Genomic DNA, 24594 nt, shown 5'->3' with positions numbered 1-24594 from the left:
TTAACCTTCCTCGCTCACTTCGGCAGGGTGGGCAAGTTGTTGAATTTCTTGCGCATGATGATCTTGAGCTGTACCTAAAATTGCAAGACGCTGAATAATAGCTTCAACTTTGGCTTTGGCATGCTCATTTTTTTGTAACAATCTTTCACGTTCTTGTTTGAGTGTCTGAATTTCATGCTGATTCATACGCTGATCATTCAGCATTTTTTCTTTCAGAATGCGTAATTCATTGCGCTCAGCCAAAATTTCCTGAAAGCGGTTTTTCAAATCAGTACAGCTTTTTTCCAAACGACTGTAACGGTCTGCCAGTGCTGTCGCATCTTGGTTTAACTGCTGAAATTGCGCCTGAGTGCTGCTTAATTGCTCAGTCAGATTCTCAATTTCATCTTGCTTGGCAGTAATAATGCTGTTTCTTTGCACAATTTGTGCATGATGCTGTTCCTCAGCAGTTTGCTTGGCTGTGCTGAGGGCGGTATTTTCACTTTCATAATGATCAATTCGTGTTTTTAAAACACCAATATGCGCTTGTAGACGCTGTAATTCTTCTAACATATCGTGGTCGCACAGTATTGCAAACAAAGGTAATATATACGAAGTATAGAGATTGGATAAACGAATGCAAGACGATATTTCAGGTTGGTCGGAATGGTTCCGCAATTTTTCTAACATTGAAGAAATTTCAAGCCCAAGTGAGTTACATGGCTTGCTGACAGGTATAGTTTGTGTGACAAATGCACCAACTGAAACCGAGTGGCAGCAGATTTTAGAAACCCTCAATGTGCCAGAATTAGAGCCAGCCGCACTGTCACTTTTAACCGATGAATCGGAAGATGTCGCACATGCTTTGTCTGAAGATGAGTTAGATTATCTGCCGTTATTGCCAGATGATGAACATCTTTTACAAGAACGTGTGCAAGCTTTGGCAGATTGGTGTGCAGGCGTTGTGCTTGGTTTTGGTTTGGCTTCTGGGCATATTCGTTCAGATGAAATTGAACTGATTGAGCATTTACAAGATGTTGCTGCGGTTGAATTTGAAGATTCAGACAATGACGAAGAAGGCGAAGAAAGCTATCAGGAATTGTATGAATTTGTACGTTTGATTCCTGTGAGTTTATCTGTTGGGCGTAAAAAAGTACCAGTAGAAGAAAGCTCTTTATTGCAAAACTTACATGCTAAGTCGCGTCAACAAACTGCACAAACCACACAAAACGCAAGTGCTGTTGTTGAAATGTTTACGCCACACCGTCCGAGTTAATCGGGCGTTGTGTGCCTAAGTATGTCGGTGTAAGGTGCTTTAAGTCATTACAACAATCATATTTTCATCATTTTATATATGTAGACCGTATTTATGAAAAAACTGACTCAAGTCGAATTTAAAGAACGTCGTGATCAACTTGCAGAACTGATGGGGCCCAATAGTGTCGCAATTATTGCAACCAGTCCTGTGGCAATGCGTAATCGTGATGCAGATTATAAATATCGTGCCGACAGCAGTTTTTTCTATTTAACAGGTTTTGCTGAACCTGAAGCAGTTGCTGTGATTGAAACCTATGAATCAATTGATGAAGGTTATACCTACACGTTGTTCTGCCGTGAACGTAACCGTGAAATGGAAATCTGGAATGGTTATCGCGCAGGTTTAGAAGGTGCAATTGAGCTGTTTGAGGCAGATGAGTCTTTTGCAATTGCGCAATTAGATGCAGAAATCATCGCCAAAATTGTCAATAAAGACACGTTGTATTATCGTTTAGGGCAGCAGCCTGAATTTGATGTACGTGTTGCGGCATGGAACCAACAAGCCGATGCACAACATCGTCAAGGCAATACTGCACCTGCTAAAATTGTTCAGTTAGATCGTTTGCTGGATAAAATGCGTTTGCATAAAACTGAGTCTGAATTGGAGTTGATGCAAATTGCCTCAAATATTAGTGCAGAAGCGCATATTCGTGCTATGCAAACAGTAAAAGTAGGCATGATGGAATATGAGCTAGAAGCTGAACTGAATTATATTTTTGGTAAAAATGGCTGCGTACCTGCCTATAACAGTATTGTCGGTGGTGGTGAAAATGCCTGCATTTTGCATTATGTCGAAAATGACAAAGTGCTTAAAGATGGCGATTTAGTCCTGATAGATGCTGCCTGTGAATATCAGTGCTATGCCTCAGATATTACCCGTACTTTTCCCGTGAATGGTCAATTCAGTCCAGAACAAAAAGCACTGTATAACATTGTATTGGATGCGCAAATTGCAGCAATTGAAGCCGTGCAAATTGGTAACTCCTACAAAGAGCCGCATCATGTTGCGGTGCGTATTTTGGTGCAAGGTTTGCTTGATCTAGGCATTATGCAGGGCGATTTAGAAGAAATTATTGCTTCAGAAAGTTATCGTCAGTTTTATATGCACGGTACAGGGCATTGGTTGGGCATGGATGTGCATGATGTCGGTAGCTATAAACACGGTGAAGACTGGCGTGTGTATGAAGAGGGTATGGTGGTGACCATTGAGCCAGGTCTGTACATTGCACCCGATGATGAAACTGTAGATGCTAAATGGCGTGGTATAGGCATCCGTATTGAAGATGATATTGTGGCGACTGCGAACGGGCCATTGAATCTGACTTCAAAAGTGGTGAAAACCGTGGAAGAGATTGAAGCATTGATGGCAAAAGCAAAATCTGCTTAATTGAACCTCATTAAAGCTGGTCAGATGATCAGCTTTTTTTAAAAAAAGCGCGTGTAAATTTTGAGTAAGTAAATAATTTTAAGTCTTTTATTCGATTTTTTATTTGATTATAAACAAGGCAATCAACACGCTTTAATCGAACTTTTGCCAGAAGTCTAATCATCTTCCATAGCTTCAACACTAATTCATTATAAAAATAAATGACTTTGCGGTAAGATAAAATCCATTACAGATTATACGTATTTCGATTGAATCTTTTGAAGTCGAATACATCATAAAAAGGATCAAGGCATGCAACAAGAAGTGATCATTGTAGGCGGTGGTATGGTCGGGCTAAGCTTAGCCTTGATGTTGGCTAAGTCAAACATTGCAGTGAAGTTGCTAGAAGCGATTCAATACCCCAATTATGATGATGCCAACCTTGCGCCGTATCACTCCAGTTTTGATGCACGTAACAGTGCCTTGTCGCGTCGCAGCGTACAAATTTACCAAGAGCTAGGTTTATGGGATGCCTTGCAAGAACATGCCACACCTATTTTAGAAGTTCAAATTACCGAACAAGGCAGTTTTGGCAAAGCACGTTTATTGGCCGAACAAGAAAAAGTCGAAAGCTTTGGGCAGGTGATTGAAAATGCATGGCTTGGTCGAGTGTTGTTGACCGAAGTACGTAAACAGCCTTTGATTGAATTGATTGATGGTGTGCAGGTCATCAGTCTTAAACAAGATACAGATTTTGCCTATATTGAAGCCGTACGTGGTCAGGAACAATTACAGCTTGCTGCCAAACTACTAATTGCTGCCGATGGTCGTGATTCTTTCTGCCGTAAAGCCTTGGGCATCGGTGCATCGGAACATGATTATGACCAAGTGGCGATAGTGACGACAGTACAAACCTCCAAACCGCATGCACATGTCGGCTTTGAGCGTTTTAGCCATTTAGGGCCTTTGGCATTGTTACCACTACCAGGTGAATATCGCCGTTCTGTGGTGTGGCCTGTACCAAAAGGTACAGAACATGAATGGATGGGCGATGAAAATGATCAACACTTTTTAAATGCCTTGCAACAAGCCTATGGTGATCGTGCAGGGAAATTTGAAAAAACAGGACGTCGTTTTAGTTTTCCATTATCACAAGTTCTGGCGGAAAAACAGGCGGTTGGTCGCGTTGTACTGATGGGCAATGCAGCCCATACCATTCACCCAGTCGCAGGGCAAGGGTTTAACCTGTGTATGCGAGATGCATATGTCTTATTGCGTTATCTCACCGAACAGGCGGCTCAGTCAGGAGATTTAGGTGATGCTACAATGCTGCGTGACTATGAACAATCGCGTTTGAAAGATCAGCAGCGAGTCATCAAATTCTGTGACAGTGTCGTACGAGGATTTAGCAATCAAAACCCAATCCTGAAATTTATGCGCAATACAGGCTTAGTCGCGTTTGATACTATTCCAGGCATTAAACCTTTGGTCGCCAATTATGCCATGGGGTTAAAAGCATGAGCACAGCAAATCAACAAACTCAAGTTTTAGATGTCGTCATTATTGGTGGGGGCTTGGTGGGGGGCTTAACTGCACTCTTGTTGGAACAAGGCGGTGTACAGGCGACGGTTTTAGATGCGGCACCTATTTTAGATGCAGAGAAAACTCTTGCAGTTGCCAATCCGCGTGTATTGGCTTTAAGTCAAGCAACCATCCACCTGTTAAAAACAGTCGATGTATGGTCTAAGCTGGCGCGACACATGCCGTATAGCGGCATGCAGGTGTGGAACAAAAATGGTTATGGCGAAATTAATTTTGGGGTAAGTAGCGCAGGTACACCCGTCATTGAGCAAGCACTGGGGTCAATGGTTGAGCCAAGTATATTAAATCTAGCGATTCAGCAACAAATGTTGCAACAATTGCACGATTATCGCACGCAAGTCAAAGTGACGCGTTTAGAACGCGGTGTTGATGTTTGGCATATTTATTTAGCCGATGGTACGCAATTACAGACTAAATTGGTGATTGGGGCAGATGGTGCCAACTCCTTTGTGCGCGAACAAGCCTATATTGATTTTGATGTGCTGGATTATCGTCAGGCAGGTTTAACCTGTGCAATTCGTACTGCACAGCCGCATCAGCATGTTGCACGTCAAATTTTCTTAGAAACAGGTCCTTTGGCCTATTTACCGATGGCGAGTTTACAAGCAGAACAGGAAGGGCATTGGCAGTCGATTGTTTGGACTTTACCTGATGATTATGCCGAAGAATATGCCAAGCTCAATGATGCCGACTTTAGCCAGCTTTTGACTCGTGAAAGTCATCATATGCTTGGAGAAGTCTTAGAGGCAACCCCGCGTGCTATTTTTCCACTGAAAGCACGTGCAGCGCAGCGCTATGTGCAAGATGGTCTGGCACTTATTGGTGATGCCGCGCATGTGATTCATCCACTTGCAGGGCAAGGGGTGAATATTGGTTGTCTGGATGCGGCTGTACTGTGTGATGTATTGTTACACGATTTCAAACGTGGCGTTTGGGCGCATGAGCAGACCTTAAAGCGTTATGAGCATCGCCGTAAAGGACAAAATGATGCCATGATGCATAGCATGTCTGCGATTGGCTGGATGGAAACCACCACTTTATTCCCGGTGGTGTGGGCACGTAACTTTGGTTTGAAACAGGTAGAACAGCAGCCTGCGTTAAAAGATGCCTTCATGGCACAAGCCAATGGATTAAGTCTACTTAAAGACACACGCTACGCCGTTTAAGCAAAACAGTCGTTTTTTGTACGGTCATACATACGTTATTACCAATTTGATTAAAAAAGATACGTTTTTTTTAATCTAGACTCTATGCGAAAGGTCAAGAGATTGCTAAATTTCATCGTAATTCATAACCAGTTTTCACTTGGACTAAATTGAAGTCATTTGTGGGGAGATTAAGATGACGGACATGAACGATTACGATGATGTAGAAGATTCAACTGTTGACGAAGATGAAGCGAAAGCTGCCGAAAAAGGCGCTGCAGATTCAGAAGAAAGCGCTGCAGATGGAGATTTAGCAGAAGCAGAAACACTCACCGTAACTGCCAAACTGAAACAGCGTCAGGCATTGGAAGATGAAGTTGCTGCATTCTTGGCACGTGGTGGAAAAATTACCGAAGTACCACCAGATGAGTCTGCACGCGACTAATCTGTTGAACGTATTTGCTAATTGCGTTGATTGAATTTATTCGTTGAACTGTTGAGTGGGTCTAGCGGAGTGCTGATTATGTAGGCTACTCTAATGCTTATCACTTCAACATAAAAAAAGCATCACCTTGCATAAAGTGTGATGCTTTTTTATGCGTGATGATTGTCATTATCTTTATTGATCAACAGGCTTATTCAGCTGCTTGGCTTAACTCCAAGGCACGTTGATAGGCAATTTTCTTTTTAATTCCTGTTAAGTCAGCAGCCAATTGTGATGCTGCTTTTACCGATAAATCTTGCAATAAACGCTGCAATAGCTGATCTAATTTTTCTTGTTCAAGGTCTTTTTCTTCGCTCGCTCCACCCACCACCAATACAATTTCACCTTTTTGTTGATGATGATCTGCTGCGATAAATTCAAGCAATTCGCCCAAAGTCATCTTTTTAATGGTTTCAAAGGTTTTGGTAATTTCACGGGCAAAGCCAACAGGACGGTCTGCACCAAATACGCCCGCCATATCTTTGACCGAATCTAAAATTCGATGCGGTGCTTCATAAAAAATCAGGGTTTGGGTTTCATCTTTTAGCTTTTCAAGTTGCTGTAATCGCTGTGATTGTTTAGACGCGAGAAATCCCTGAAAACTAAAGCGATCACTGGGTAAACCAACTGCACTTAGCGCTGCAATGGCTGCACATGCACCGGGTACTGGAATCACACGGATACCATTGGCTTGTGCTGCACGAACCAATTTAAAACCTGGGTCGCTAATCAGTGGCGTACCTGCATCGCTAATGAGCGCAATATCTTCGCCATTGAGTAATTTTTGGACTAAAATATCAATCTTGTTACTTTCGTTGTGTTCATGGCAGGCTGTAAGCGGAGTTGAAATATTAAAATGTTTCATTAATTGTGCAGAGGTGCGGGTATCTTCAGCAGCAATTAGGCTGACCGATTTGAGCACATCAATTGCACGGTAGCTCATATCATCTAAGTGACCAATTGGGGTAGCAACAACAAATAACTGGGCACTCATTGAGTTTTCTCCGTGGGAAATAACAAACTAAAATAAAAAAAGATCAAACACGAAACAACGGCAGTATTGGCTTGCGTCTGATGCAAGTTACAGACCAAACGCGTATTCTACCTGAATTGCAGTCTGACGTGTGAAACTCGCGTCATTTCACCTCAGTGAATACTATGACTGATCAGCATAACAAAATAAAAATTGGATATAACATGAATCAAAAAACACTCCAGCAAAACATTGGCACATGGGCAGAGCAGGCGGCTTGGCAATATTTACAACAACATGGCTGGCGCATGTTGGAGCAGAATTATCACAGTGCTTTTGGTGAAATAGACGGTATTTTTATTCAAGCAGAACAACTGATATTTGTAGAAGTTAAAGCGCGTTCACAAACTGGCTATGGCAAAGCCTATGAAGTGGTGTCTACATCTAAGCAGCGTAAAATTATGAAAACCGCCCTGCAGTTTTTAACAGAATATCCACACTATTCAGAATATTATTGTCGTTTTGATGTGATTTGCTTTGATTTTTCTCGGCAATTTGCAAAAACAGTACAGCAAGACTTTTCCAAATTCCCGTATGATTTGCAATGGATTGAAAATGCTTTTACTTTTGATGCAGACTTGATTAATCTTTGAGTGAAATTTAAAGCAAAAGCATCAGTCGGTGTATTGTTGATCGTGCAAATCTAAGGATGAAATGCACAGCACAAGCCAGAATTGAAAGAAAATAATAGGAGTCTTGCTGAGTGTTCAATCGTATTGCAGTGACCTTGCTGTGTGTAGCAAGTTTATCGGGTTGTGCAAGTTTTATTTCAAGTGGCACAGGCACTGCGCCAGTGGGTACAGAAAGTGGTGCACGCTCACTTGGGCAAGTGTTTATAGATAATTCTATTGAACGTACTGCAAAAATTAATTTATATAAATTGGATTCACGTTTTAAACAATCACGTGTCAATATAGAAAGTTTTCACGGCAATGTGTTGTTGACAGGGCAAGTGCCTGATGCGCATTTAAAACAGTTGGCAGAAGACAATGTGCGTGCCATGAGTGATGTAAAAACCATCCATAACTATATTACAGTGGGCAATCAAATCAGTTATAGCACTATTATGCAGGACACTACGGTCACTGCAAATACACGCGGCTTGATTATGAAAGCGCCTGTAGTGTCAGACAGCAAAGTGCGTATTCATACCGAAGATGGCGTGTTGTATGTGATGGGACGTTTAAACAATGCGGAATCGCAGGATTTAAACCAAGTGCTACAGCAAGTAGGTAATGTCACTAAAATTATTACCTTAATTGATAATATTGAGCTACAACCAAGCAATAACGCGAACTTTGTAAGTCCAATGGTTGCTCCAGAAACACAAACGCCTGTCGCGATTGACCCAGATCAGGTTGAACCGACGCATGTTCAATAATGTGGAACACTGGTTTAAACAACTGAATAAAACTTTAGAACAGGCGAAACGTATTTATGAAGAATTTCGTCTGTATAGTTTGGGCAGCTATGCGCTGAACCGTTTAACGCCACGTCAGGGTTATACCGTTCAAAGCAATATTGCTTATGGTTTACGTGCACGGCATCGTTTGGATTTGTACCGCACCATAACACCACGCCCACAGCGTCCACTCATGGTGTTTGTGCATGGTGGGTCATGGTCACATGGCGATAAGCAAGATTATCGTTTTGTGGGCGAAGCTTTTGCAAAAGAAGGCTTTGATGTCGCGGTGATGAACTATCAGCTCGCGCCACAACATATTTTTCCCACTTACATTGATGATTTAACCCTTGCGTTGAATTACTTGACTCAGCAGCAACATAAACTGGGTATTTCCACTGCACAGGTGGTGTTGATGGGACATTCTGCTGGGGCGTTTAATGTGATGTCTTTGTTATACCATCCACAGCCGTATGCTTTAAGTTGTAAAGATCACATCCGGGCCATTATCGGATTAGCTGGGCCTTATCATTTTGATTATAAGGATGATCCGCTATGTGCCGATGCCTTTGATCAAGAGGTGCCATATCAGGATGTGATGCCGTATTATTTTGTGGAGTCGAATTCAGTCAAACACTATTTATTGGTGGCAGAAAAAGATCAAATTGTGGGTGCAAATAATGCCACAGACTTCGATCACGTGCTAAAGAAATATGGCAATCACAGCGAAATTATTGTCATTCCAAAAACAGGCCATGTCAGTGTCATGGCATCGGTGTCGAGTCTGTTTAGCCGTTTCTTTGCGACCAAACGTCAAATATTGCGTGCTTTAGATCAGGCGCTTAAAGATAGCTGATGTTGATTGATCTTTCACTGAAAATAGTCATAAAAAACCGTTGCAGCTTGTGGCTTGCAACGGTTTTTTATATGTCAGATCATGAATTATAAGACTTATAGCCAAGCTTTGGTGTCATCTGCCACAGGTGTGCCTTGAGTCACATGCATAATCATGGCATGGGCGATACTGCCTTTAAATGGAATATCAGGCAGTTGATCAAACTTAAAGAACTGCGCATCACGAATTTCTTCTTCCTGTAACTGAATTTCACCGCCTGCATATTCAGCTTTAAATGCGATCATTAAGTTACTTGGAAAAGGCCATGGCTGGCTGGCAAGATACTGAATATTTTTAAGCTGCAAACCCACTTCTTCAAAAGTCTCACGACGCACGGCTTCTTCAAGTGTTTCACCCACTTCCACAAAGCCTGCGATTAAACCGTAAACTGGCAATTTATTGCTTGAATGACGTGCCAATAAAACTTCATCTTTACCACGGGTAATCACGGTAATGACACAGGGATTTACGCGCGGATATTGGTGATAGCCACAAGCAGGGCAGACCATAGCGTATTGTTTCGCATGGACTTCGGTTTTATGACCGCAATGGCTGCAGAATTTATGATTGCGACGCCATTCGAGTAACTGAATAGCACGGCTGGCTTGTTCAAACTGCTGCGTGTTCCAGACTTGTAAAAGTTGTCGGATTGGAACCAGTTGAAATCCCTCAGGTATAGATTCATTGTCAAGCAGATCTCGGGCAATCACTTGATCACCCGAGCTAAAACTTAAATCACTTGCCAGCTTTTCTACACGTGGTAATTGGAAGTTTTCATCGACTAAAAGCTGTTGTCGCTGAAATATATATGCAAGTGAGAGTTCAGTCATTGTGCTACAGTTTTCAATTTTTCACTACTGTCCAATGCTACCTTAAACATGCTGTGTAGAACAGGCTGTTTGTTCTTTAAATTGTCAATCAGCATGTCTGCGCTCGCAAGTGAATCCAAGATGTGATTGACTTGCTCTAGCGTTAAGTGCTGACATGCTTCAACTTGTGCATGCACAAAATCTGCAGATACTTTCAGTGCTTTTTGACCATTTTCAGCATTTAAGAACAGCATAGCCCCTGCAACTTCACGAATTTGTGCAGAAGTATGCTCTAAATCTGCAACGTTTTGATTTTCTAGGTGTAGTGTTAGTGTTTGCGTGATGAGGTCAATCAGTAATTTGGTTTCATTCAGTAAGGCTTCATGTGCTTCATCTAAACGATCTAGCGAAATGTTCATGTTATTCACGCGTAATTGTAAACGACTAGAAGTGTGATGACGCTCCAACACACCAATAGAGTTCATCGCCGATAAAATCACGTTCATTAATTGCTGAGCAAAGTTTTCATCTTTAAGCAATTCAGGTCGACTTAAAGATTCTGCTTGACGTTGCAGATCAATTTGCGCTTCATTTAAGTTCAGCACTTTAAATAAATTGGCTAACTCGTTTAATTTGCTTTGCAATTCCCGTGTTTTTTCAGGACTCATGTTTTGATAGTTGTATTCGATGTCATTGCGAATTTGTGTCATTTCAGTGGTCACTAAATTGCTAATGGTATGCATGGTGTCAAAGTCTGGACCATACAAATGACGGCTGAATACTTGTAACTGTGTATCGGTGAGTAGGTCTTCGCCCAAATTGATTTGACTGCGAATATGTTGAGAAACTTCATCTTCCTGACTAATGCACAAGCTTAAAACATTGGCAAGGTCAGTGAGGTTTGCTTGAAAGCTTTCTGGCGCAGCAAAGTATTGACGCATATTGTGCTCAATACCAATAAAAGTACGCAAACGTGGCTCATTCAACAACAAGTTATCAATATGGTTAAAGGCAACGTGTACTAAGCCCCAATATTGCTGACTAGGATGGTTTGCTGCCAAGCCTGCCAAATACGTTCCTACTAATTTGATTGCTTGAAGATCCATTACAGATTCTTCTTGCTTGAGCAGTTTATGTAATGACAGCTTATATAAGCGATGCACATAAGCCGATTTTTCTAAAGAAGGCGCTTGCGGCAATTGGAAACTTGGAGTGATGCAGTCCAGCAATGTTTCGATATGCTGACCTTCTTGAGTCAACGGTTTCCCCAATGCCAATTCTAAACGGTTTAAAGTATCGAGCAGAAATTGTGGAATTTTAACTTCACGTAGGCAAATGAACTCAATATAACGCTTGAGCATGGTGGTGCCTTCGCTAAGTGCAATCACTTCCTGCGTGTTGATATTGCCTGGGTTCCCCATAATTTTACGCATGAGCTCTGCTGAGTATTGCGCAATTTTTGCCAAGCTTTCCATATCAATTAAGGCTAAAACCTGAGCACACTGTTCAAATTGATCGAGTGCATCGTCAATCCCAAAAGGCAAAGTTTGATCTTCAGCTAAGGTACTTACTGCGGATTCAACCAATTTGATAGAATTATCAACCTCATTTTTTATTATCAGCAAGGCAGTTGGATCAAAATGTATAGAGGTTTGGTAAGACATGGATCTGCACCTTTCCTAGAGTTTTATCTGTTTGTTGGTTCTTTGCAAAATATACAAAGTCCTATTTGCTTTAACTATAACTGAACTGGCAAATCTTTAAATACATAAAATTACAAAACTCGTAGATTTTATTTGGCAAAAAAGCAAGGTTTACCGTGTTTTTCTTCAAATTGTTTGACCCAATTCTCATGTGCAGCCAATTCTTCTTCTGATGGCAGAATCACAGCAAGATCAATATCAATGCTTAAACGATCACTTTGACGTTGCTGTTCTTCGCTTGCAGACAGAGCATCCATATCAAAGGCGACTTGTCCGCCAGTCATTGCCAAGTAAACATCGGCTAGAATTTCAGCATCTAGTAATGCGCCGTGGAACGTACGGTCACGCGCAGGAATTTCATAGCGTCTGACGAGCGCATCGAGTGAGTTTTTTTGCCCAGGATGCTTACTTTTTGCCATGAGCAGTGAGTCGGTCACTTCGCATACTTCGGACAAATTGCCCAACCCCGCACGACTGAACTCCATATCTAAGAAGTTCATATCGAAGGTGGCGTTATGCGCAATAATTTCTGCACCTTTAAGATATTGATACAGCACATCGGCAATTTCGGCAAACTTGGGTTTGTCTTTTAAGAACTCATCTGAAATACCGTGAATGTTTTCTGATTCACCGACCAGTTTTTCAGGCTGAATATAAATGTGGATGGAACTGCCCGTGAGTTTACGGTTAATCATTTCCAGCGCACCGACTTCAATAATTCGGTCACCATCTTGATAGTAAAAACCTGTGGTTTCGGTATCCAGAATCAGTTGGCGCGGGCCGTGTAGCTCCATTGTGGCAGGGGTGACCACAATATGCGGATGCAATTGAGTTGTGTTCACTGCGTCAACGCGAGCTGATGGATTGGTTTTTTCTGTTTCAGTTTCATCTGTAATGGTTGATTCAGTTGCAGGCAAGTTATCTGCTGTTTCAAGTTCCGTCTCAGTTGTCTGATGAGTTTCCTGAAGCGTATTTTGCATATCTTCTGTTTCAGCCTCGGCATCAGCGCCCATTAAATCAAAACCAAAGGGGTCATCTAACAACCAGTCAGATTCGGTTTTTTTTTTATCATGTTCTGTGGTGTCTGCTGTCGATGTGACTAAGGTTGCGCTGAGGGTTGGGTTTGAGTCTCCAGTTTTCAACATTTTGCTGACTTGATCTGCACCCACATTGGCGAGTTGATCTGCCATTTCATTGCCCGCATGTCCTGCATGACCTTTAATCCAGTTCCATTCAATTTCACGACCTTGACAGACCGCATCTAGTTTTTGCCAGAGATCAGGATTTTTGACATCTTTCCAGTTTTTCTTTTTCCAGCCGTGAATCCACTCGGTAATGCCTTGTTTGACGTAATTGGAGTCAGTCCAAATAATCAGCTTGGCATCCATTGGGCAAAATAAAATGCCTTCAATCGCTGCAGTCAATTCCATACGGTTATTGGTGGTTTGAGCTTCGCCACCATATAATTTATGTTCTGCTTGTTCAGTAACAATATACGCACCCCAGCCACCCAAGCCAGGATTACCACGACAAGCACCATCAACATATAATGTGATTGTTTGAGACATAAATCAGATCCGCAGGTTGTGCAAAATAAATCGAAATAAAAAGCTATTGTATATCGCCAATTCAGTTTAGACGTGTAAATCCTATCTATTTTTTAATTTCTTGTAACATTTATAGACGAAACGCGCTAAATTAATGCCTTGTGTCGTTGTCTAGCTCTACTACAATGGCAAGTCTAAAAAATAATTTATATACGAGTTGTTTGGATTTTTTTATGTATAAACCAACCACGCGCATGTGGCAGCCGACTTTACCTTCATTTTTTAAAATTACAGTTTTAGGTTCAGCATTAGCTGCCCTTGGTTTGATGACGGGTTGTAGCTCGACTCAAGGTGCGAGCAAGCCACTCACTTCAAGTCAGGTCGGGTCGGGTTATTTAGATGCCAGTACTTTAGATGGGCTGGAAGATTTACTCTCTGCAACAGATATGCGCGCGGTAGAAGGTGACCGTTTATTAATTTTAAAACACGGTGATGTCTGGAAGCGTATGACCGTTGGTTTCAAAATGGATTTAAACCATTGGAATCCACGTATTGAAGCGCAGCGTGGCTGGTTTATTTCACGTCAGCCGTATTTGGATCGTTTAAGTGCGCGTGCTTCACGTTATTTGTATCACACAGTTAAAGAAGCTGAACGTCGTGGCATGCCAACTGAATTGGCGTTGTTACCAGTCATCGAAAGTTCTTATGACCCTGCCGCGACCAGTAGTGCAGCTGCCGCAGGTTTATGGCAGTTCATTCCAAGTACGGGGCGTATTTACGGCTTAAAACAAACTTCGATGTACGATGGTCGCCGTGATGTCGTGGAATCGACTCGTGCCGCCTATGAGTTTTTGGGCAGTTTATATAATCAGTTTGGTTCTTGGGAACTGGCATTGGCGGCTTATAACGCAGGGCCAGGTCGTATTCAACAAGCCATTAACCGCAATAAAGCTGCAGGTTTACCAACCGATTATTGGTCTTTAAAACTGCCGCAAGAAACCATGAACTATGTGCCGCGTTTCTTGGCGGTGGCACAAATTATTAAAAGCCCGCATGCTTATGGCGTGTCTTTGCCGCCAATTGCCAACCGTCCACACTTCCGTGAAATTAATGTAGGTGCGGTAAATTTAAATGATGTGGCCAATATTACAGGGCTAAGTCGTGCCGAATTGTATTCGCTTAACCCAGGACATCGTGGGGATCGGATTGACACCCAAAGTCCAATGCGTATTTTAATTCCTGCAGATTTAAGCCCGACAGTCGATGCACGATTGAAAAAACTCCAAGGTGGTAGCGGTTTACTGGCAAGTAATAACAGCAATACCCCATCGTTTTCATCTTCTGGTGTGACCATTACACCGTCTAAATCTGAACCACCTGCTTTAACGACCAGTACCACAACCAGAACGACTACAGGCAAGCCTGCTGCCTCTACGGCAGTCACAACTACCACTACACCAAGCACAGCATCGACTACAGCCAGTGTTTCAAAACCAGCAACGACTACGCCTACACGTTTGTCACGTACGCCACAAGGTTCGGACGCTTTGGCAGCATTTGCTGCGGGTAGCGATATTCCAAGTGCGCCGCGTATTCCTGTTGCTGTTACACCTGCTGCCAATATTCAGCCTGTGCGGATTGAACCACCAATTTCCAATACTGAGCGTGAGCAAATTCTTGCAGCAGTGCAGGCAGAAGGTAGCAATAAAACTGTAGAAGAAGTGTTGCAGCCTGTGGCTTCTAAAGCAGAACAAGAACAACTTGTGGCCGAGTTGAAACAAATTGCGCCGCAAGGCACTGAAATTGTTGATCCATACGATGGCAAAATTAAGCTGACCGCTATTCAGACCAGTCAGTCTGTTGCAGAGCAGCAAGGTAAAGAATTAACCAAGGGTTTTGCTTACCCGAAAAGTGTGGCAGAAAACACGCGCCCAGATTCAGAAGAAGCAAAGCGTAACCAAGGTAAGAACTATGTACGTACGGAGTCTGAAGTGGTGGTCGTTCCACCCAAAGGTAAACGTAGCACGTACACCGTGTTAGCGGGGGACACCTTGGCCAGTATCGCTATGAAAAATGGTTTGAATTGGCGTGATATTGCCAAGTGGAACCAAATTGCCCCAGATGCAACTTTGTATGTGGGCACCAGTATTTATTTATATGATGCTAAGCCACAAGTACAGGCAGAGCCTGCCAAGCCAAAAACTATGCCTGAGCAATACGTGGTGCAAGCCAATGACACCTTAACAGGTGTCGCCAGTCAGTTTGGTTTAACTGTAAAACAATTGGCAGACTTGAATAACTTAAGCAGCACCAGTGGTTTATTTGTAGGGCAGCGCCTAAGGTTAAAAGAAACTGCTGCATCTAAAGCCAAAGCAGAAGCCGACAAAAAAACTGCAGAACAGGCTGCAAAAATTACAACCAAAACTTACGTGGTGAAGCGCGGCGAATATTTAAAACTGATTGCAGATCGTTATGCCTTGTCGAATCAGGAATTGGCCGATTTAACTCCAGGTTTAAATGCGAACAGTAATTTATTGGTTGGGCAGCGTATTCATGTACCTGTGCATGAGGTAACTGCACCAAAAGTGGAAGCGAGCAAAGCTGAAGTGAGTCAGTCAGATGTAAAAACAGCAGAGCCAAAATATTCGACTGAAAATTATCAAGTACAGCGAGGCGATACTTTATCGAGCATTGCCAACCAAGCCAAAATTTCTTTGGCAGAGCTCGCCAGTTTAAATAATTTAAGCACGCAAAGCGGTGTGCGTATTGGTCAAACCCTCAAAGTGCCTGCAGGTGTTAATGTGCCTGAGCGTTATACGGTACAACGTGGCGATACCTTATCGGCGATTTCGACAAAATATAATCTCAGCCAAGACTATATTGCAGACTTAAACAATCTTAGCCGTAACAGTGGTTTAAGAGCAGGGCAAAGTTTGAAACTTACAGGTGATGTTCCTGAGAAAAAAGTCCAAGTTGAAGCGGTGGCTGAAAACACCAATGACATTCACGTGGTCAAAGCAGGGGAAACTTTAAGCAGTATCGCCCGCCAATATAAATTGCAATTGAATTATTTGGCAGAGCTGAATGACCTTTCACGTACTGCAAATGTGCGCATTGGGCAACGTTTAAAAGTCGATGCCAGTGCTGCAAAGAATGAAGCAAAAACAGAGGTCACAAGTTTAGCGAAAAGCAGCAGTAGCAAAGCCACCGAAGCCTATACCGTTAAAAGTGGTGAGTCGCTAAATTCGATTGCTAACCGTGTAGGTGTGTCAGTTGCAGAATTGGCGAGTTTAAATAAATTAACCCCACGTTCAGGTTTGCGCGTTGGACAAAGTATACAAATTCCTAAAACCGTGACTGATTATAAAGTGAAACGTGGGGATACGCTGATTGGCTTAGCCAGTCGTTATGGTATCGACACTAAAGCATTGGCAGATTTAAATGATATGCAGCCGAATACCCAATTACGTATTGGCGATATGATTAAAGTCCCGAATCTGTAAAGTTTAATCTTGTGGATGCGGTGCTTGATTGTATCCTCAGGAATACTGCACAAGGAGCTGTGTGTATGTCATATGCCAAAAAAAAGACACATCAATATCTGGGCTACATTTTAGGTTGTGTGGTCTTGCCACAGTGTGGATGGGCCGCATTACAAACCACGCCATATATTGCTGTACATAGCCAGCCTCAGTATGTAGGTCGTTCGGCTATGCCTTATGCCAACCCGCAAGCGCCTAAAGGTGGCGATTTAATTCGTGCCAGTAATGGCACTTTTGATAATTTAAATGGTATGAATGGCAAGGGCAGCTCCACCGATGGAGTGGATTTATTATTTGATTCACTCATGAGCAGTTCTTTAGATGAGCCCGGGGTGATGTATCCCTTATTGGCAGAAAAAGTCAGCTATGATCCGAAGCAAACTGCATTCGTCATTTTTCATTTAAATCCTAAAGCCAAATTTAGTGATGGCAGCCCGCTCACAGCAGATGATGTCAAATTCAGTTTTGATGCTTTTCAGACCAAGTCCAATCCGGGTTTACAAATGTATTTATCCGATTTAGATAAAACCACGGTCTTGTCTAAGCATCAGGTCAAAGTGAGTTTTAAATCCAGTAACAATGCCGAAATGCCACTGATTTTGTCGCAAATGCCAATCTATTCTAAGAAAGACTGGCAAAAGCGTGATTTTACCCGTATTACCCTAGAACCGATTTTAGGTTCAGGACCGTATCTTATTGAGCGGATTGATGCAGGGCGCAGCATTACTTATAAGCGTAATCCAAATTATTGGGGCAAAGATTTACCTGTAAATAAAGGGCGCTATAATTTTGACCGCCTGAAGTATGTTTATTACCGTAATCTAGATATTGCCTTTGAAGGGTTTAAGTCAGGGCAATACACGCTGCATGAAGAATATACGGCACGAAAATGGGTTACGGAATATCGTTTTCCTGCTGTGAATGCGGGCATGGTGGTCAAGCATAAATTTCAGCACCAAAATCCAATTCCGACCCAAAGTTTTGTTTTTAATACCCGCAGACATGCGTTTCAGGATATTCGCTTTAGGCAGGCTTTAACCTACGCTTATGATTTTGAATGGCAAAACAAAGCCCTGTTTTATGGGCAATATCGCCGTTTGCAAAGTTATTTTTCCAACAGCGAGTTAGAAGCCAAAGGCACTCCTTCAGCCGCAGAATTGGCTGTTTTAAAACCCTTTTTGGCCAAGCTGCATCCTATTCAACGTCAAGGCGTATTGCAAAATTGGCAGTATCCTGTGACCGATGCCAGTGGCTTTAACCGAAGCGGTTTGCTGAAAGCCCGTGAATTGCTTTTGAAAGCGGGTTATCGTTTTCAGCAAGGTAAATTGATAGATGCCAAAGGCAAAGCCATTCAAATTGAATTTTTAATCCATCAGGATGGTTTGCAACGCACACTCATGCCTTTTGTGCGCAATATGAAACGTCTGGGTGTTAGGGTAAATATTCGGCATGTAGATGTGCCGCAATATATTGAACGCATGCGTCGTGCCGATTTTGATATGACCACCAGTGTCATGCCGCAATCTTTAAGCCCGGGCAATGAACAGGCACAGCTTTGGAGTAGTGCTGCCGCAGATCAACCAGGAAACTACAATTACGCAGGCATTAAAAACCCAGTGATTGATGAAGTGGTACAACAGTTGATACGTGCACCTAATCGTGAACAATTGATTGTGCGTACCAAAGTTTTGGATCGTTTATTGCGCGCAGGGTATTATCAAATTCCAACCTATGGCAAAGGTGAAAACTGGTATGCCTATTGGAATATGTATCGTCAGCCCGCCACCAAACCTAAATTATCGGCAGGAATTGATTATTGGTGGAGCGATGCGGCACAAGCCAAGAAAGTTGCGCATTATTTACGTCAAAAATAACGATTTTATAACTCAAGCATGACAGTGTTTGCGATAAACCAGAACATTGCCAAAAGGTAAGCACATGGGCACATACATACTTAAAAGATTGCTCCTGATTATTCCAACCTTGTTTTTCATTTTATTGATTAACTTTGTGGTGATTCAAATTGCACCAGGCGGGCCAGTCGAACAAGCAATTCAGCAAGCCGAAGCTTTTCAGGGCATGGGGACGACAGGCGGTGAAACTGCTGCAACATCTAATAGTAGTAATTATCAAGGTGCTAAAGGTTTAAGTGATGAAATGGTCGCAAAAATCGAAGCACAATATGGATTTGATAAACCCGCACATGAACGTTTTTGGCAAATGCTCACGAGCTATGTGCGGCTTGATTTTGGCACCAGTTTTTTTAAAGACAAACCTGTGACCCAATTGTTATGGGAAAAATTGCCCGTATCGCTATCTTTAGGTTTATGGAGTACCTTGCTGATTTATTTAATTTCTATTCCTTTAGGTATTAAAAAAGCCCGTCAGCATGGTTTGTTGTTCGATAAAGCCACTTCTATTTTGTTGGCAGTCGGTTATGCCATTCCTGCGTTTGCCTTTGCTATTTTGCTGATTGTATTTTTTGCAGGCGGTTCATATTTTCAGTGGTTTCCCTTACAGGGTTTGGTGTCTGAAAACTTTGCGCAATTGAGTCTGTGGGGCAAAATCACCGACTATTTTTGGCACATGACTTTGCCTTTATTGGCGATGGTGATTGGTGGTTTTGCAGGGCTGACCTATCTGACAAAATACTCTTTTATGGAGGAATTAAACAAACAATATGTGTTGGCGGCACGTTCTAAAGGTCTAACCGAATCGCGTGTGTTTTATGGGCATGTGTTTCGTAATGCTATGCTGATTGTGATTGCAGGTTTGCCCGAAGCGTTGGTGGGTATTTTCTTTGTCGGGAACTTGTTCATCGAAATTATTTTTAATTTAGATGGATTAGGCCTGCTTGGTTTTGAAGCGATTGTGCAGCGTGATTATCCTGTAATTTTTGGTACTTTGTTTATTTTTACCTTATTGGGCTTAATTCTGCGCTTAATCAGTGATGTGTTATATCAGGTGATTGACCCACGTATTAGTTTTGAGTCGCGAGGGGCCAAATGATGACACCGATCATGCAGGCGCGCGTGCAGCGTTTTAAACAGAACAAATTGAGTTTTGGTTGTTTAATTGTCTTTATCATTATTTTTGTATTGTCTTTAGCGGCAGAATTGATTGCCAATGACAAACCGTTATTAGTCAAATATGAGCAATCTTTATATCTGCCAGTGTTCAAGGCTTATCCTGAAACGACCTTTGGCGGTGTATTTGAAACTGAAGCCGATTATAAAGACCCGGTGGTGCAACAACTGATTGCAGACCGAGGATGGGCAGTTTGGCCGCTCATTGAGTTTTCTTACCAGACTCCGAATTTAGATTTGACCGTGCCTGTACCTTCAGCACCAACTGCACAAAACTGGCTAGGTACAGATGACCAAGGACGTGATGTGTTGGCGCGAATTTTATATGGCTTGCGTGTATCTCTGTTATTTGGTTTTGCACTGACTTTCGCATCGGCAGCTCTAGGTATTTTGGTCGGAGCAATACAGGGCTACTACGGTGGTTGGGTTGATTTAATTGGTCAGCGTGTTTTAGAAGTGTGGGGTGGTTTACCGATGCTGTTCATGGTGATGATTTTGGTCAGCATGTTTACCCCAAGTGTGTATTGGCTATTTGTAATTATGCTGCTATTTGGCTGGACGACACTGGTCGGCTTAGTTCGGGCAGAGTTTTTGCGCGCCCGAAATTTTGATTATGTCCGTGCAGCGCGAAGTTTAGGCGTAACCGATCGTACCATTATGTTTCGGCATATTTTACCCAATGCCATGAGTTCGAGTTTGTCGCAGTTGCCTTTTATGCTGACCGCCAATATTACAGCTTTAACTGCACTGGATTTTTTGGGTTATGGCTTACCGCCCGATGCAGCATCTTTAGGGGAATTGCTGTTACAAGGCAAAAATAATTTAAATGCACCGTGGTTAGCGTTGTCAGGCTTTTTTACCTTAGCGATTGTGCTGTCCTTGTTGATTTATATTGGAGAAGCGACCCGTGATGCATTCGATCCAAGACGTTAATCCTTCAACTGCGTCACAGCCTGCAGTATTGCTAACAGTCAGTCATCTGCATATTCGGCAGCAGGAACAGGTTTTGCTGCATGATTTAAACTTTGAGCTGCATGCAGGCGAAACTATTGCATTAGTCGGTGAAAGTGGTTCGGGAAAATCTATTAGCAGTTTGGCATTACTAGGTTTATTGCCCGAACGTTTACAGGTGCAAGGTCAGGCAATCTTTGCAGAACAGGATTTACTTCGCCTTAAACCGCAACAATTGCGGCAAGTTCGTGGTCAAAAAATTGCCATGATTTTTCAGGAACCGATGACGGCTTTAAATCCGTTGCATCGCGTGGAAAAAATTATTGGTGAAAGTTTGTTGCTCCAAGGTTGGAGCAAGGAAAAAACGCGTGCCCGTGTGTTGCAATTACTTGAAGATGTTGGCATTCCTCAGCCTGAAGAAAAACTAAAGCGTTATCCACATGAATTATCTGGGGGGCAACGTCAGCGAGTGATGATCGCCATGGCGTTGGCACTTGATCCCGATATTGTGATTGCCGATGAACCAACCACTGCTTTAGATGTCACTTTGCAGGCGCAGATTTTGGATTTATTAAAAAGCCTGCAAGTGCGTCATAATATGGCCATGGTTTTGATCAGCCACGATTTGAACTTGGTCAAACACTATGCAGATCAGGTCATTGTCATGAATCAGGGACGGGTCGAAGAACAGGGCAGTGTGGCAGATATTTTTAATAGACCGCAGCAAGCCTATACTCAAAATTTGTTAAACCATGATTTTGGCGAAGCTTTGCAAATTGATGAGTTGCCGACTATTTTGGCGTTAGATCAGGTTGCTGTGAAATTCCCGATTAAACAAGGCTTGCTGAATCGGGTTAAAGATTATGTGGTTGCGGTTGAACCGTTAAGCTTGGAACTTCCGCAAGGTCAATCGATTGGTATTGTCGGTGAAAGCGGTTCGGGTAAAAGTTCATTGGCACTTGCCATTGCAAGACTGATTGAAAGTGATGGAAAAATTGAACTACATGGGCGAGACCTGAATCAACTGAATGAACGTCAATTGCGTCCCTTAAGACAGCAGTTTCAAATTGTATTTCAAGATCCGTTTAGCAGCTTAAATCCACGTTTAAATGTGGAACAAACCATTGGTGAAGGTTTGACATTGCAACATTTATCCAAACCTGAAATCATTCAGCGCATAGATGAAGCTTTAAGCAAAGTAGAATTGCCTGTGAGTTTTAAACAGCGCTATCCGCATGAATTGTCGGGTGGGCAACGTCAACGGATTGCATTAGCACGTGCGTTGGTATTACGCCCTAAACTGTTAATTATGGATGAGCCGACCTCTGCCTTAGATCGTAGCACCCAACGCGCTGTAGTGCAGTTGTTGCGCCGCTTACAGCGGCAAGAACAGATGAGTTATTTGTTTATCAGCCACGATTTGCAAGTGGTGAAAGCGCTTTGTCAAAAAGTGTTGGTGCTACATCAAGCTAAAGTTATGGAATTTCAGGAGACTGCACAGCTATTTAGAGATCCTCAAACGGAATACACCCGTCAACTGATAGCAGCTAGTGAATATTAACTCTTCAATATTTAGAACAACTATTGGGGCTTATAGGTATGGGTTACCATTATTGACAATAAGATTTGTCAAAATGGCATTGACCTGTTCTGAAAAATCTTTAGAGTAAAAAGATCAATAAAATACAATACGGAACAGTGTATGAGCCATCTTGCCAAAACAATTCAGATTCGTAATAGCATGTTTAAAAATCGCATTATTAAAGGTGCCATGAGTGAGGCGTTGGCGAATGATGCAGGCCAACCTAATCAAGCCCATTTAAAGTTGTATGAGGCTTGGGCCAAAGGCGGTTTAGGCTGTGCGATAACGGGTAATGTTATGGTGGACTTTCGTGCCAAGAATGAACCCGGTGTAGTTGTGGTAGAAACTGAACGTGATTTGGAAAAGTTAAAGGCGTGGGCGAATGTCGGAAAACGTCATGGCATGATACAACTGGTACAGTTATCTCATCCGGGGCGTCAGTGCCCTAAAGGCTTGAATAAAGAAACAGTAGCACCTTCAGCTGTACCTTTTAGTCCAGCATTGGCGATGAGTTTCGGTACGCCACGTGAACTGCGTGAAGATGAAATTTTAGATATTATCCAGCGCTTTGCGACTTCAGCTGCCATTTGTGAAAAGGCGGGATTTGAAGGCGTACAGCTACATGGTGCACATGGCTATCTGATTAGCCAGTTTTTATCTCCACTGACCAATAAACGTCAAGATCAGTGGGGTGGCAGTATTGAAAACCGCAGCCGATTTTTGCTAGAAGCCTATAAGGCGGTGCGTGCAGCAACTTCAGAGAATTTTATTATTTCAGTAAAATTAAATTCGGCAGACTTCCAGCGCGGTGGCATTAGTGAGGAAGACGTTATTTATGTTTTTAAGGCGATGGATGCAGCCGGGATCGATATTATTGAAGTTTCTGGTGGAACCTATGAAGCACCAGCAATGGCCGGGGTAAAAGCAGAGAAACGTAAAGCATCAACAGTTGCCCGCGAAGCCTATTTCCTTGACTTTGCCGAAAAGATCCGTCAGGAAGTTAATTGTCATTTCTCTGTACACGACAAATTTCACAGAACCCTTATCCTATCAGGGTTCTGCCTTCTTAAAATTGCCAAAATTTCCTTAAACTCTTCTTTTTTCCCAAAACCAATTAAACGCTGAATCGCCATTTGAACATAGTCTAAACCATAGCGAAATAAACTCATTGAGAGTCGTCCATGCTTCTTTATTTTTATCGCTTTTTTTTGATCATGTTGCCATTCACCCGTTAAGTAACACCAACAGAAGCTTATAGCTAACACCGCAATCAATTTTTTCACTCGTCTAGGGTCTGTCAAGCGCGTATTTTCAAGATTAAACCCGCGTCCTTTGAGACAACTGAATAAGGTTTCAATTTCCCAGCGTAATGCATAATCCTGAATAGCATTGGCATTAAACTGAGGAGAAACGACGAGTAAAAGCTCTCCATTTTCTAACTGTAGTGCACTTATATATAGTTTCACCCGACCAACCAAAATCCGTCGTTTACGACATTCAATTTGACCAACTTTAAGATGGCGAAATAAATCACTAATTTTATGATTCTTTCCTAAATGATTGGTGACAATGAAGTTTTTTTAACACGAATGCAGAAGTTGATGTCTTGTTCAATTAACCATGTAAACCACTGCTCACCGATAAACTCTCTGTCTGCGAACACATTCACAATACGGTCTTTACCAAAAATGGCTATAAAGCGTTGAATCAAAGCAATACGCTCTTTCGTATCTGAATTTCCACGTTTATTAAGCAATGTCCAAAGGATAGGTATCGCTATTCCACGATAAACGATTGCGAGCATCAGGATATTAATATTTCGTTTTCCCCATTTCCAATTGGTTCTATCTAAAGTCAGTTGCACTTGGTCGAATGAAAACATATTGAAAATCAACTGAGAAATTTGACGATAATCAAAATACTGACCTGCAAAGAAGCGCTGCATACGTCGATAAAATGATTGTGGTAAGCACTTGATGGGCAAGGCTTTAGATGCAGAAGAAAGATTACATGTTTGCTTTAAAATAATCACAAGCATGATGAGCGCAAAGCACTTTAAATGTGACTTGTTCCATTTTAGATATTTGTTTAAGATAAGATATAACTCATTGAGATGTGTCATAGTATTCGTCGTTAGAAAACAATTATTAT

19 protein-coding genes and 1 pseudogene are annotated in these 24594 nt (G+C 42.2%); 14 read left to right on the top strand and 6 right to left on the bottom strand.

Features of this window, described 5'->3' with window-relative positions; all coding sequences use genetic code 11:
• Complete coding sequence (locus tag K1T76_RS08905) at window positions 1–552, bottom strand: hypothetical protein (protein WP_019836370.1); 552 nt, start codon at window positions 550–552, stop codon at window positions 1–3.
• Between the two features lie 64 nt (window positions 553–616).
• Here K1T76_RS08905 and K1T76_RS08900 point away from each other — a divergent pair, with 64 nt between their 5' ends.
• From K1T76_RS08900 to K1T76_RS08880, 5 genes are all read left to right on the top strand, one after another.
• Window positions 617–1255 carry a UPF0149 family protein gene (locus tag K1T76_RS08900; RefSeq protein ID WP_004970514.1) on the top strand — a complete coding sequence of 213 codons (639 nt, stop codon included), beginning with the start codon at window positions 617–619 and terminating at the stop codon, window positions 1253–1255.
• A 93-nt stretch (window positions 1256–1348) separates the two neighbouring features.
• The gene (pepP, locus tag K1T76_RS08895; protein ID WP_019836369.1) at window positions 1349–2683 is read left to right on the top strand and encodes a Xaa-Pro aminopeptidase; all 1335 of its coding nucleotides are present in this window, start codon (window positions 1349–1351) and stop codon (window positions 2681–2683) included.
• Between the two features lie 291 nt (window positions 2684–2974).
• Window positions 2975–4183, top strand: a complete 1209-nt coding sequence (ubiH, locus tag K1T76_RS08890) for a 2-octaprenyl-6-methoxyphenyl hydroxylase (RefSeq protein WP_230245162.1) — start codon at window positions 2975–2977, stop codon at window positions 4181–4183.
• Window positions 4180–5430 (top strand): FAD-dependent monooxygenase, encoded by a 1251-nt coding sequence (locus tag K1T76_RS08885; protein WP_230245161.1) that lies wholly within the window; start codon window positions 4180–4182, stop codon window positions 5428–5430. The genes ubiH and K1T76_RS08885 overlap by 4 nt, the downstream gene beginning before the upstream one ends.
• A 175-nt stretch (window positions 5431–5605) precedes the next feature.
• Window positions 5606–5854: a hypothetical protein gene (locus tag K1T76_RS08880; RefSeq protein WP_019836366.1), complete on the top strand. Its 249-nt coding sequence runs from the start codon at window positions 5606–5608 to the stop codon at window positions 5852–5854.
• Window positions 5855–6044: 190 nt separating this feature from the next.
• On the opposite strand, the gene rsmI is transcribed toward K1T76_RS08880, so the two are convergent.
• Window positions 6045–6887 carry a 16S rRNA (cytidine(1402)-2'-O)-methyltransferase gene (gene rsmI, locus K1T76_RS08875; RefSeq protein WP_070152449.1) on the bottom strand — a complete coding sequence of 281 codons (843 nt, stop codon included), beginning with the start codon at window positions 6885–6887 and terminating at the stop codon, window positions 6045–6047.
• Between the two features lie 203 nt (window positions 6888–7090).
• Here rsmI and K1T76_RS08870 point away from each other — a divergent pair, with 203 nt between their 5' ends.
• The 3 genes from K1T76_RS08870 (at window position 7091) to K1T76_RS08860 (ending at window position 9184) form a co-directional block, all read left to right on the top strand.
• Window positions 7091–7519: a YraN family protein gene (locus K1T76_RS08870; RefSeq protein WP_230245160.1), complete on the top strand. Its 429-nt coding sequence runs from the start codon at window positions 7091–7093 to the stop codon at window positions 7517–7519.
• Between the two features lie 110 nt (window positions 7520–7629).
• On the top strand, window positions 7630–8307 hold the full coding sequence (locus K1T76_RS08865; RefSeq protein ID WP_019836362.1) for a BON domain-containing protein: 678 nt from the start codon (window positions 7630–7632) through the stop codon (window positions 8305–8307).
• A complete protein-coding gene (locus tag K1T76_RS08860; protein ID WP_230245159.1) occupies window positions 8297–9184 on the top strand; it encodes an alpha/beta hydrolase in 888 nt (295 codons plus the stop codon). Before K1T76_RS08865 ends, K1T76_RS08860 begins: the two co-directional genes overlap by 11 nt.
• Before the next feature lie 95 nt (window positions 9185–9279).
• On the opposite strand, the gene nudC is transcribed toward K1T76_RS08860, so the two are convergent.
• From nudC to dnaQ, 3 genes are all read right to left on the bottom strand, one after another.
• Window positions 9280–10053 (bottom strand): NAD(+) diphosphatase, encoded by a 774-nt coding sequence (gene nudC, locus K1T76_RS08855; protein WP_070152435.1) that lies wholly within the window; start codon window positions 10051–10053, stop codon window positions 9280–9282.
• On the bottom strand, window positions 10050–11696 hold the full coding sequence (locus K1T76_RS08850) for a chemotaxis protein (RefSeq protein ID WP_230245158.1): 1647 nt from the start codon (window positions 11694–11696) through the stop codon (window positions 10050–10052). The genes nudC and K1T76_RS08850 overlap by 4 nt, the downstream gene beginning before the upstream one ends.
• Window positions 11697–11824: 128 nt before the next feature.
• On the bottom strand, window positions 11825–13303 hold the full coding sequence (gene dnaQ, locus K1T76_RS08845; protein WP_230245157.1) for a DNA polymerase III subunit epsilon: 1479 nt from the start codon (window positions 13301–13303) through the stop codon (window positions 11825–11827).
• Window positions 13304–13515: 212 nt separating this feature from the next.
• Between dnaQ and K1T76_RS08840 the strand changes: the two genes are divergently transcribed.
• The 6 genes and pseudogenes from K1T76_RS08840 to K1T76_RS08815 all read left to right on the top strand — a co-directional run.
• Window positions 13516–16785: a lytic transglycosylase gene (locus K1T76_RS08840; protein WP_230245156.1), complete on the top strand. Its 3270-nt coding sequence runs from the start codon at window positions 13516–13518 to the stop codon at window positions 16783–16785.
• A gap of 65 nt (window positions 16786–16850) precedes the next feature.
• Entirely contained in the window at window positions 16851–18698 is a 1848-nt protein-coding gene (locus K1T76_RS08835; protein ID WP_230245155.1) for an extracellular solute-binding protein, read from the top strand.
• A 64-nt stretch (window positions 18699–18762) separates the two neighbouring features.
• Window positions 18763–19833, top strand: a complete 1071-nt coding sequence (locus K1T76_RS08830; RefSeq protein WP_230245154.1) for a microcin C ABC transporter permease YejB — start codon at window positions 18763–18765, stop codon at window positions 19831–19833.
• The gene (locus tag K1T76_RS08825) at window positions 19833–20843 is read left to right on the top strand and encodes an ABC transporter permease (RefSeq protein WP_019836356.1); all 1011 of its coding nucleotides are present in this window, start codon (window positions 19833–19835) and stop codon (window positions 20841–20843) included. Before K1T76_RS08830 ends, K1T76_RS08825 begins: the two co-directional genes overlap by 1 nt.
• A complete protein-coding gene (locus K1T76_RS08820) occupies window positions 20821–22422 on the top strand; it encodes an ABC transporter ATP-binding protein (protein ID WP_230245642.1) in 1602 nt (533 codons plus the stop codon). Before K1T76_RS08825 ends, K1T76_RS08820 begins: the two co-directional genes overlap by 23 nt.
• A 141-nt stretch (window positions 22423–22563) precedes the next feature.
• Window positions 22564–23452 (top strand): annotated as a pseudogene (locus K1T76_RS08815) (NADH:flavin oxidoreductase/NADH oxidase family protein); the annotation flags it as partial.
• 22 nt (window positions 23453–23474) lie between these two features.
• Here the strand turns inward: K1T76_RS08815 and K1T76_RS08810 are convergent.
• Window positions 23475–24565 (bottom strand): IS4-like element ISAba1 family transposase gene (locus tag K1T76_RS08810; protein WP_085940413.1). Its coding sequence is split into 2 segments (ribosomal slippage): window positions 23475–24025 and window positions 24025–24565, totalling 1092 coding nucleotides; the frame shifts between segments, so codons are not numbered across the junction.
• Between the last annotated feature and the right edge of the window lie 29 nt (window positions 24566–24594).

Source organism: Acinetobacter sp. PW68 (genome assembly GCF_020982655.1).
Taxonomy (GTDB): domain Bacteria; phylum Pseudomonadota; class Gammaproteobacteria; order Pseudomonadales; family Moraxellaceae; genus Acinetobacter; species Acinetobacter towneri_A.
This window is presented reverse-complemented; position numbering and strand designations above follow the sequence as displayed.

Excerpts from the sequence above, each read along its gene's own strand:
- K1T76_RS08905 (WP_019836370.1), bottom strand. The coding sequence starts at position 552 with ATGTTAGAAGAATTACAGCGTCTACAAGCGCATATTGGTGTTTTAAAA.
- K1T76_RS08900 (WP_004970514.1), top strand. The coding sequence starts at position 617 with ATGCAAGACGATATTTCAGGTTGGTCGGAATGGTTCCGCAATTTTTCT.
- pepP (WP_019836369.1), top strand. The coding sequence starts at position 1,349 with ATGAAAAAACTGACTCAAGTCGAATTTAAAGAACGTCGTGATCAACTT.
- ubiH (WP_230245162.1), top strand. The coding sequence starts at position 2,975 with ATGCAACAAGAAGTGATCATTGTAGGCGGTGGTATGGTCGGGCTAAGC.
- K1T76_RS08885 (WP_230245161.1), top strand. The coding sequence starts at position 4,180 with ATGAGCACAGCAAATCAACAAACTCAAGTTTTAGATGTCGTCATTATT.
- K1T76_RS08880 (WP_019836366.1), top strand. The coding sequence starts at position 5,606 with ATGACGGACATGAACGATTACGATGATGTAGAAGATTCAACTGTTGAC.
- rsmI (WP_070152449.1), bottom strand. The coding sequence starts at position 6,887 with ATGAGTGCCCAGTTATTTGTTGTTGCTACCCCAATTGGTCACTTAGAT.
- K1T76_RS08870 (WP_230245160.1), top strand. The coding sequence starts at position 7,091 with ATGAATCAAAAAACACTCCAGCAAAACATTGGCACATGGGCAGAGCAG.
- K1T76_RS08860 (WP_230245159.1), top strand. The coding sequence starts at position 8,297 with ATGTTCAATAATGTGGAACACTGGTTTAAACAACTGAATAAAACTTTA.
- nudC (WP_070152435.1), bottom strand. The coding sequence starts at position 10,053 with ATGACTGAACTCTCACTTGCATATATATTTCAGCGACAACAGCTTTTA.
- K1T76_RS08850 (WP_230245158.1), bottom strand. The coding sequence starts at position 11,696 with ATGTCTTACCAAACCTCTATACATTTTGATCCAACTGCCTTGCTGATA.
- dnaQ (WP_230245157.1), bottom strand. The coding sequence starts at position 13,303 with ATGTCTCAAACAATCACATTATATGTTGATGGTGCTTGTCGTGGTAAT.
- K1T76_RS08840 (WP_230245156.1), top strand. The coding sequence starts at position 13,516 with ATGTATAAACCAACCACGCGCATGTGGCAGCCGACTTTACCTTCATTT.
- K1T76_RS08835 (WP_230245155.1), top strand. The coding sequence starts at position 16,851 with ATGTCATATGCCAAAAAAAAGACACATCAATATCTGGGCTACATTTTA.
- K1T76_RS08830 (WP_230245154.1), top strand. The coding sequence starts at position 18,763 with ATGGGCACATACATACTTAAAAGATTGCTCCTGATTATTCCAACCTTG.
- K1T76_RS08825 (WP_019836356.1), top strand. The coding sequence starts at position 19,833 with ATGACACCGATCATGCAGGCGCGCGTGCAGCGTTTTAAACAGAACAAA.
- K1T76_RS08820 (WP_230245642.1), top strand. The coding sequence starts at position 20,821 with ATGCATTCGATCCAAGACGTTAATCCTTCAACTGCGTCACAGCCTGCA.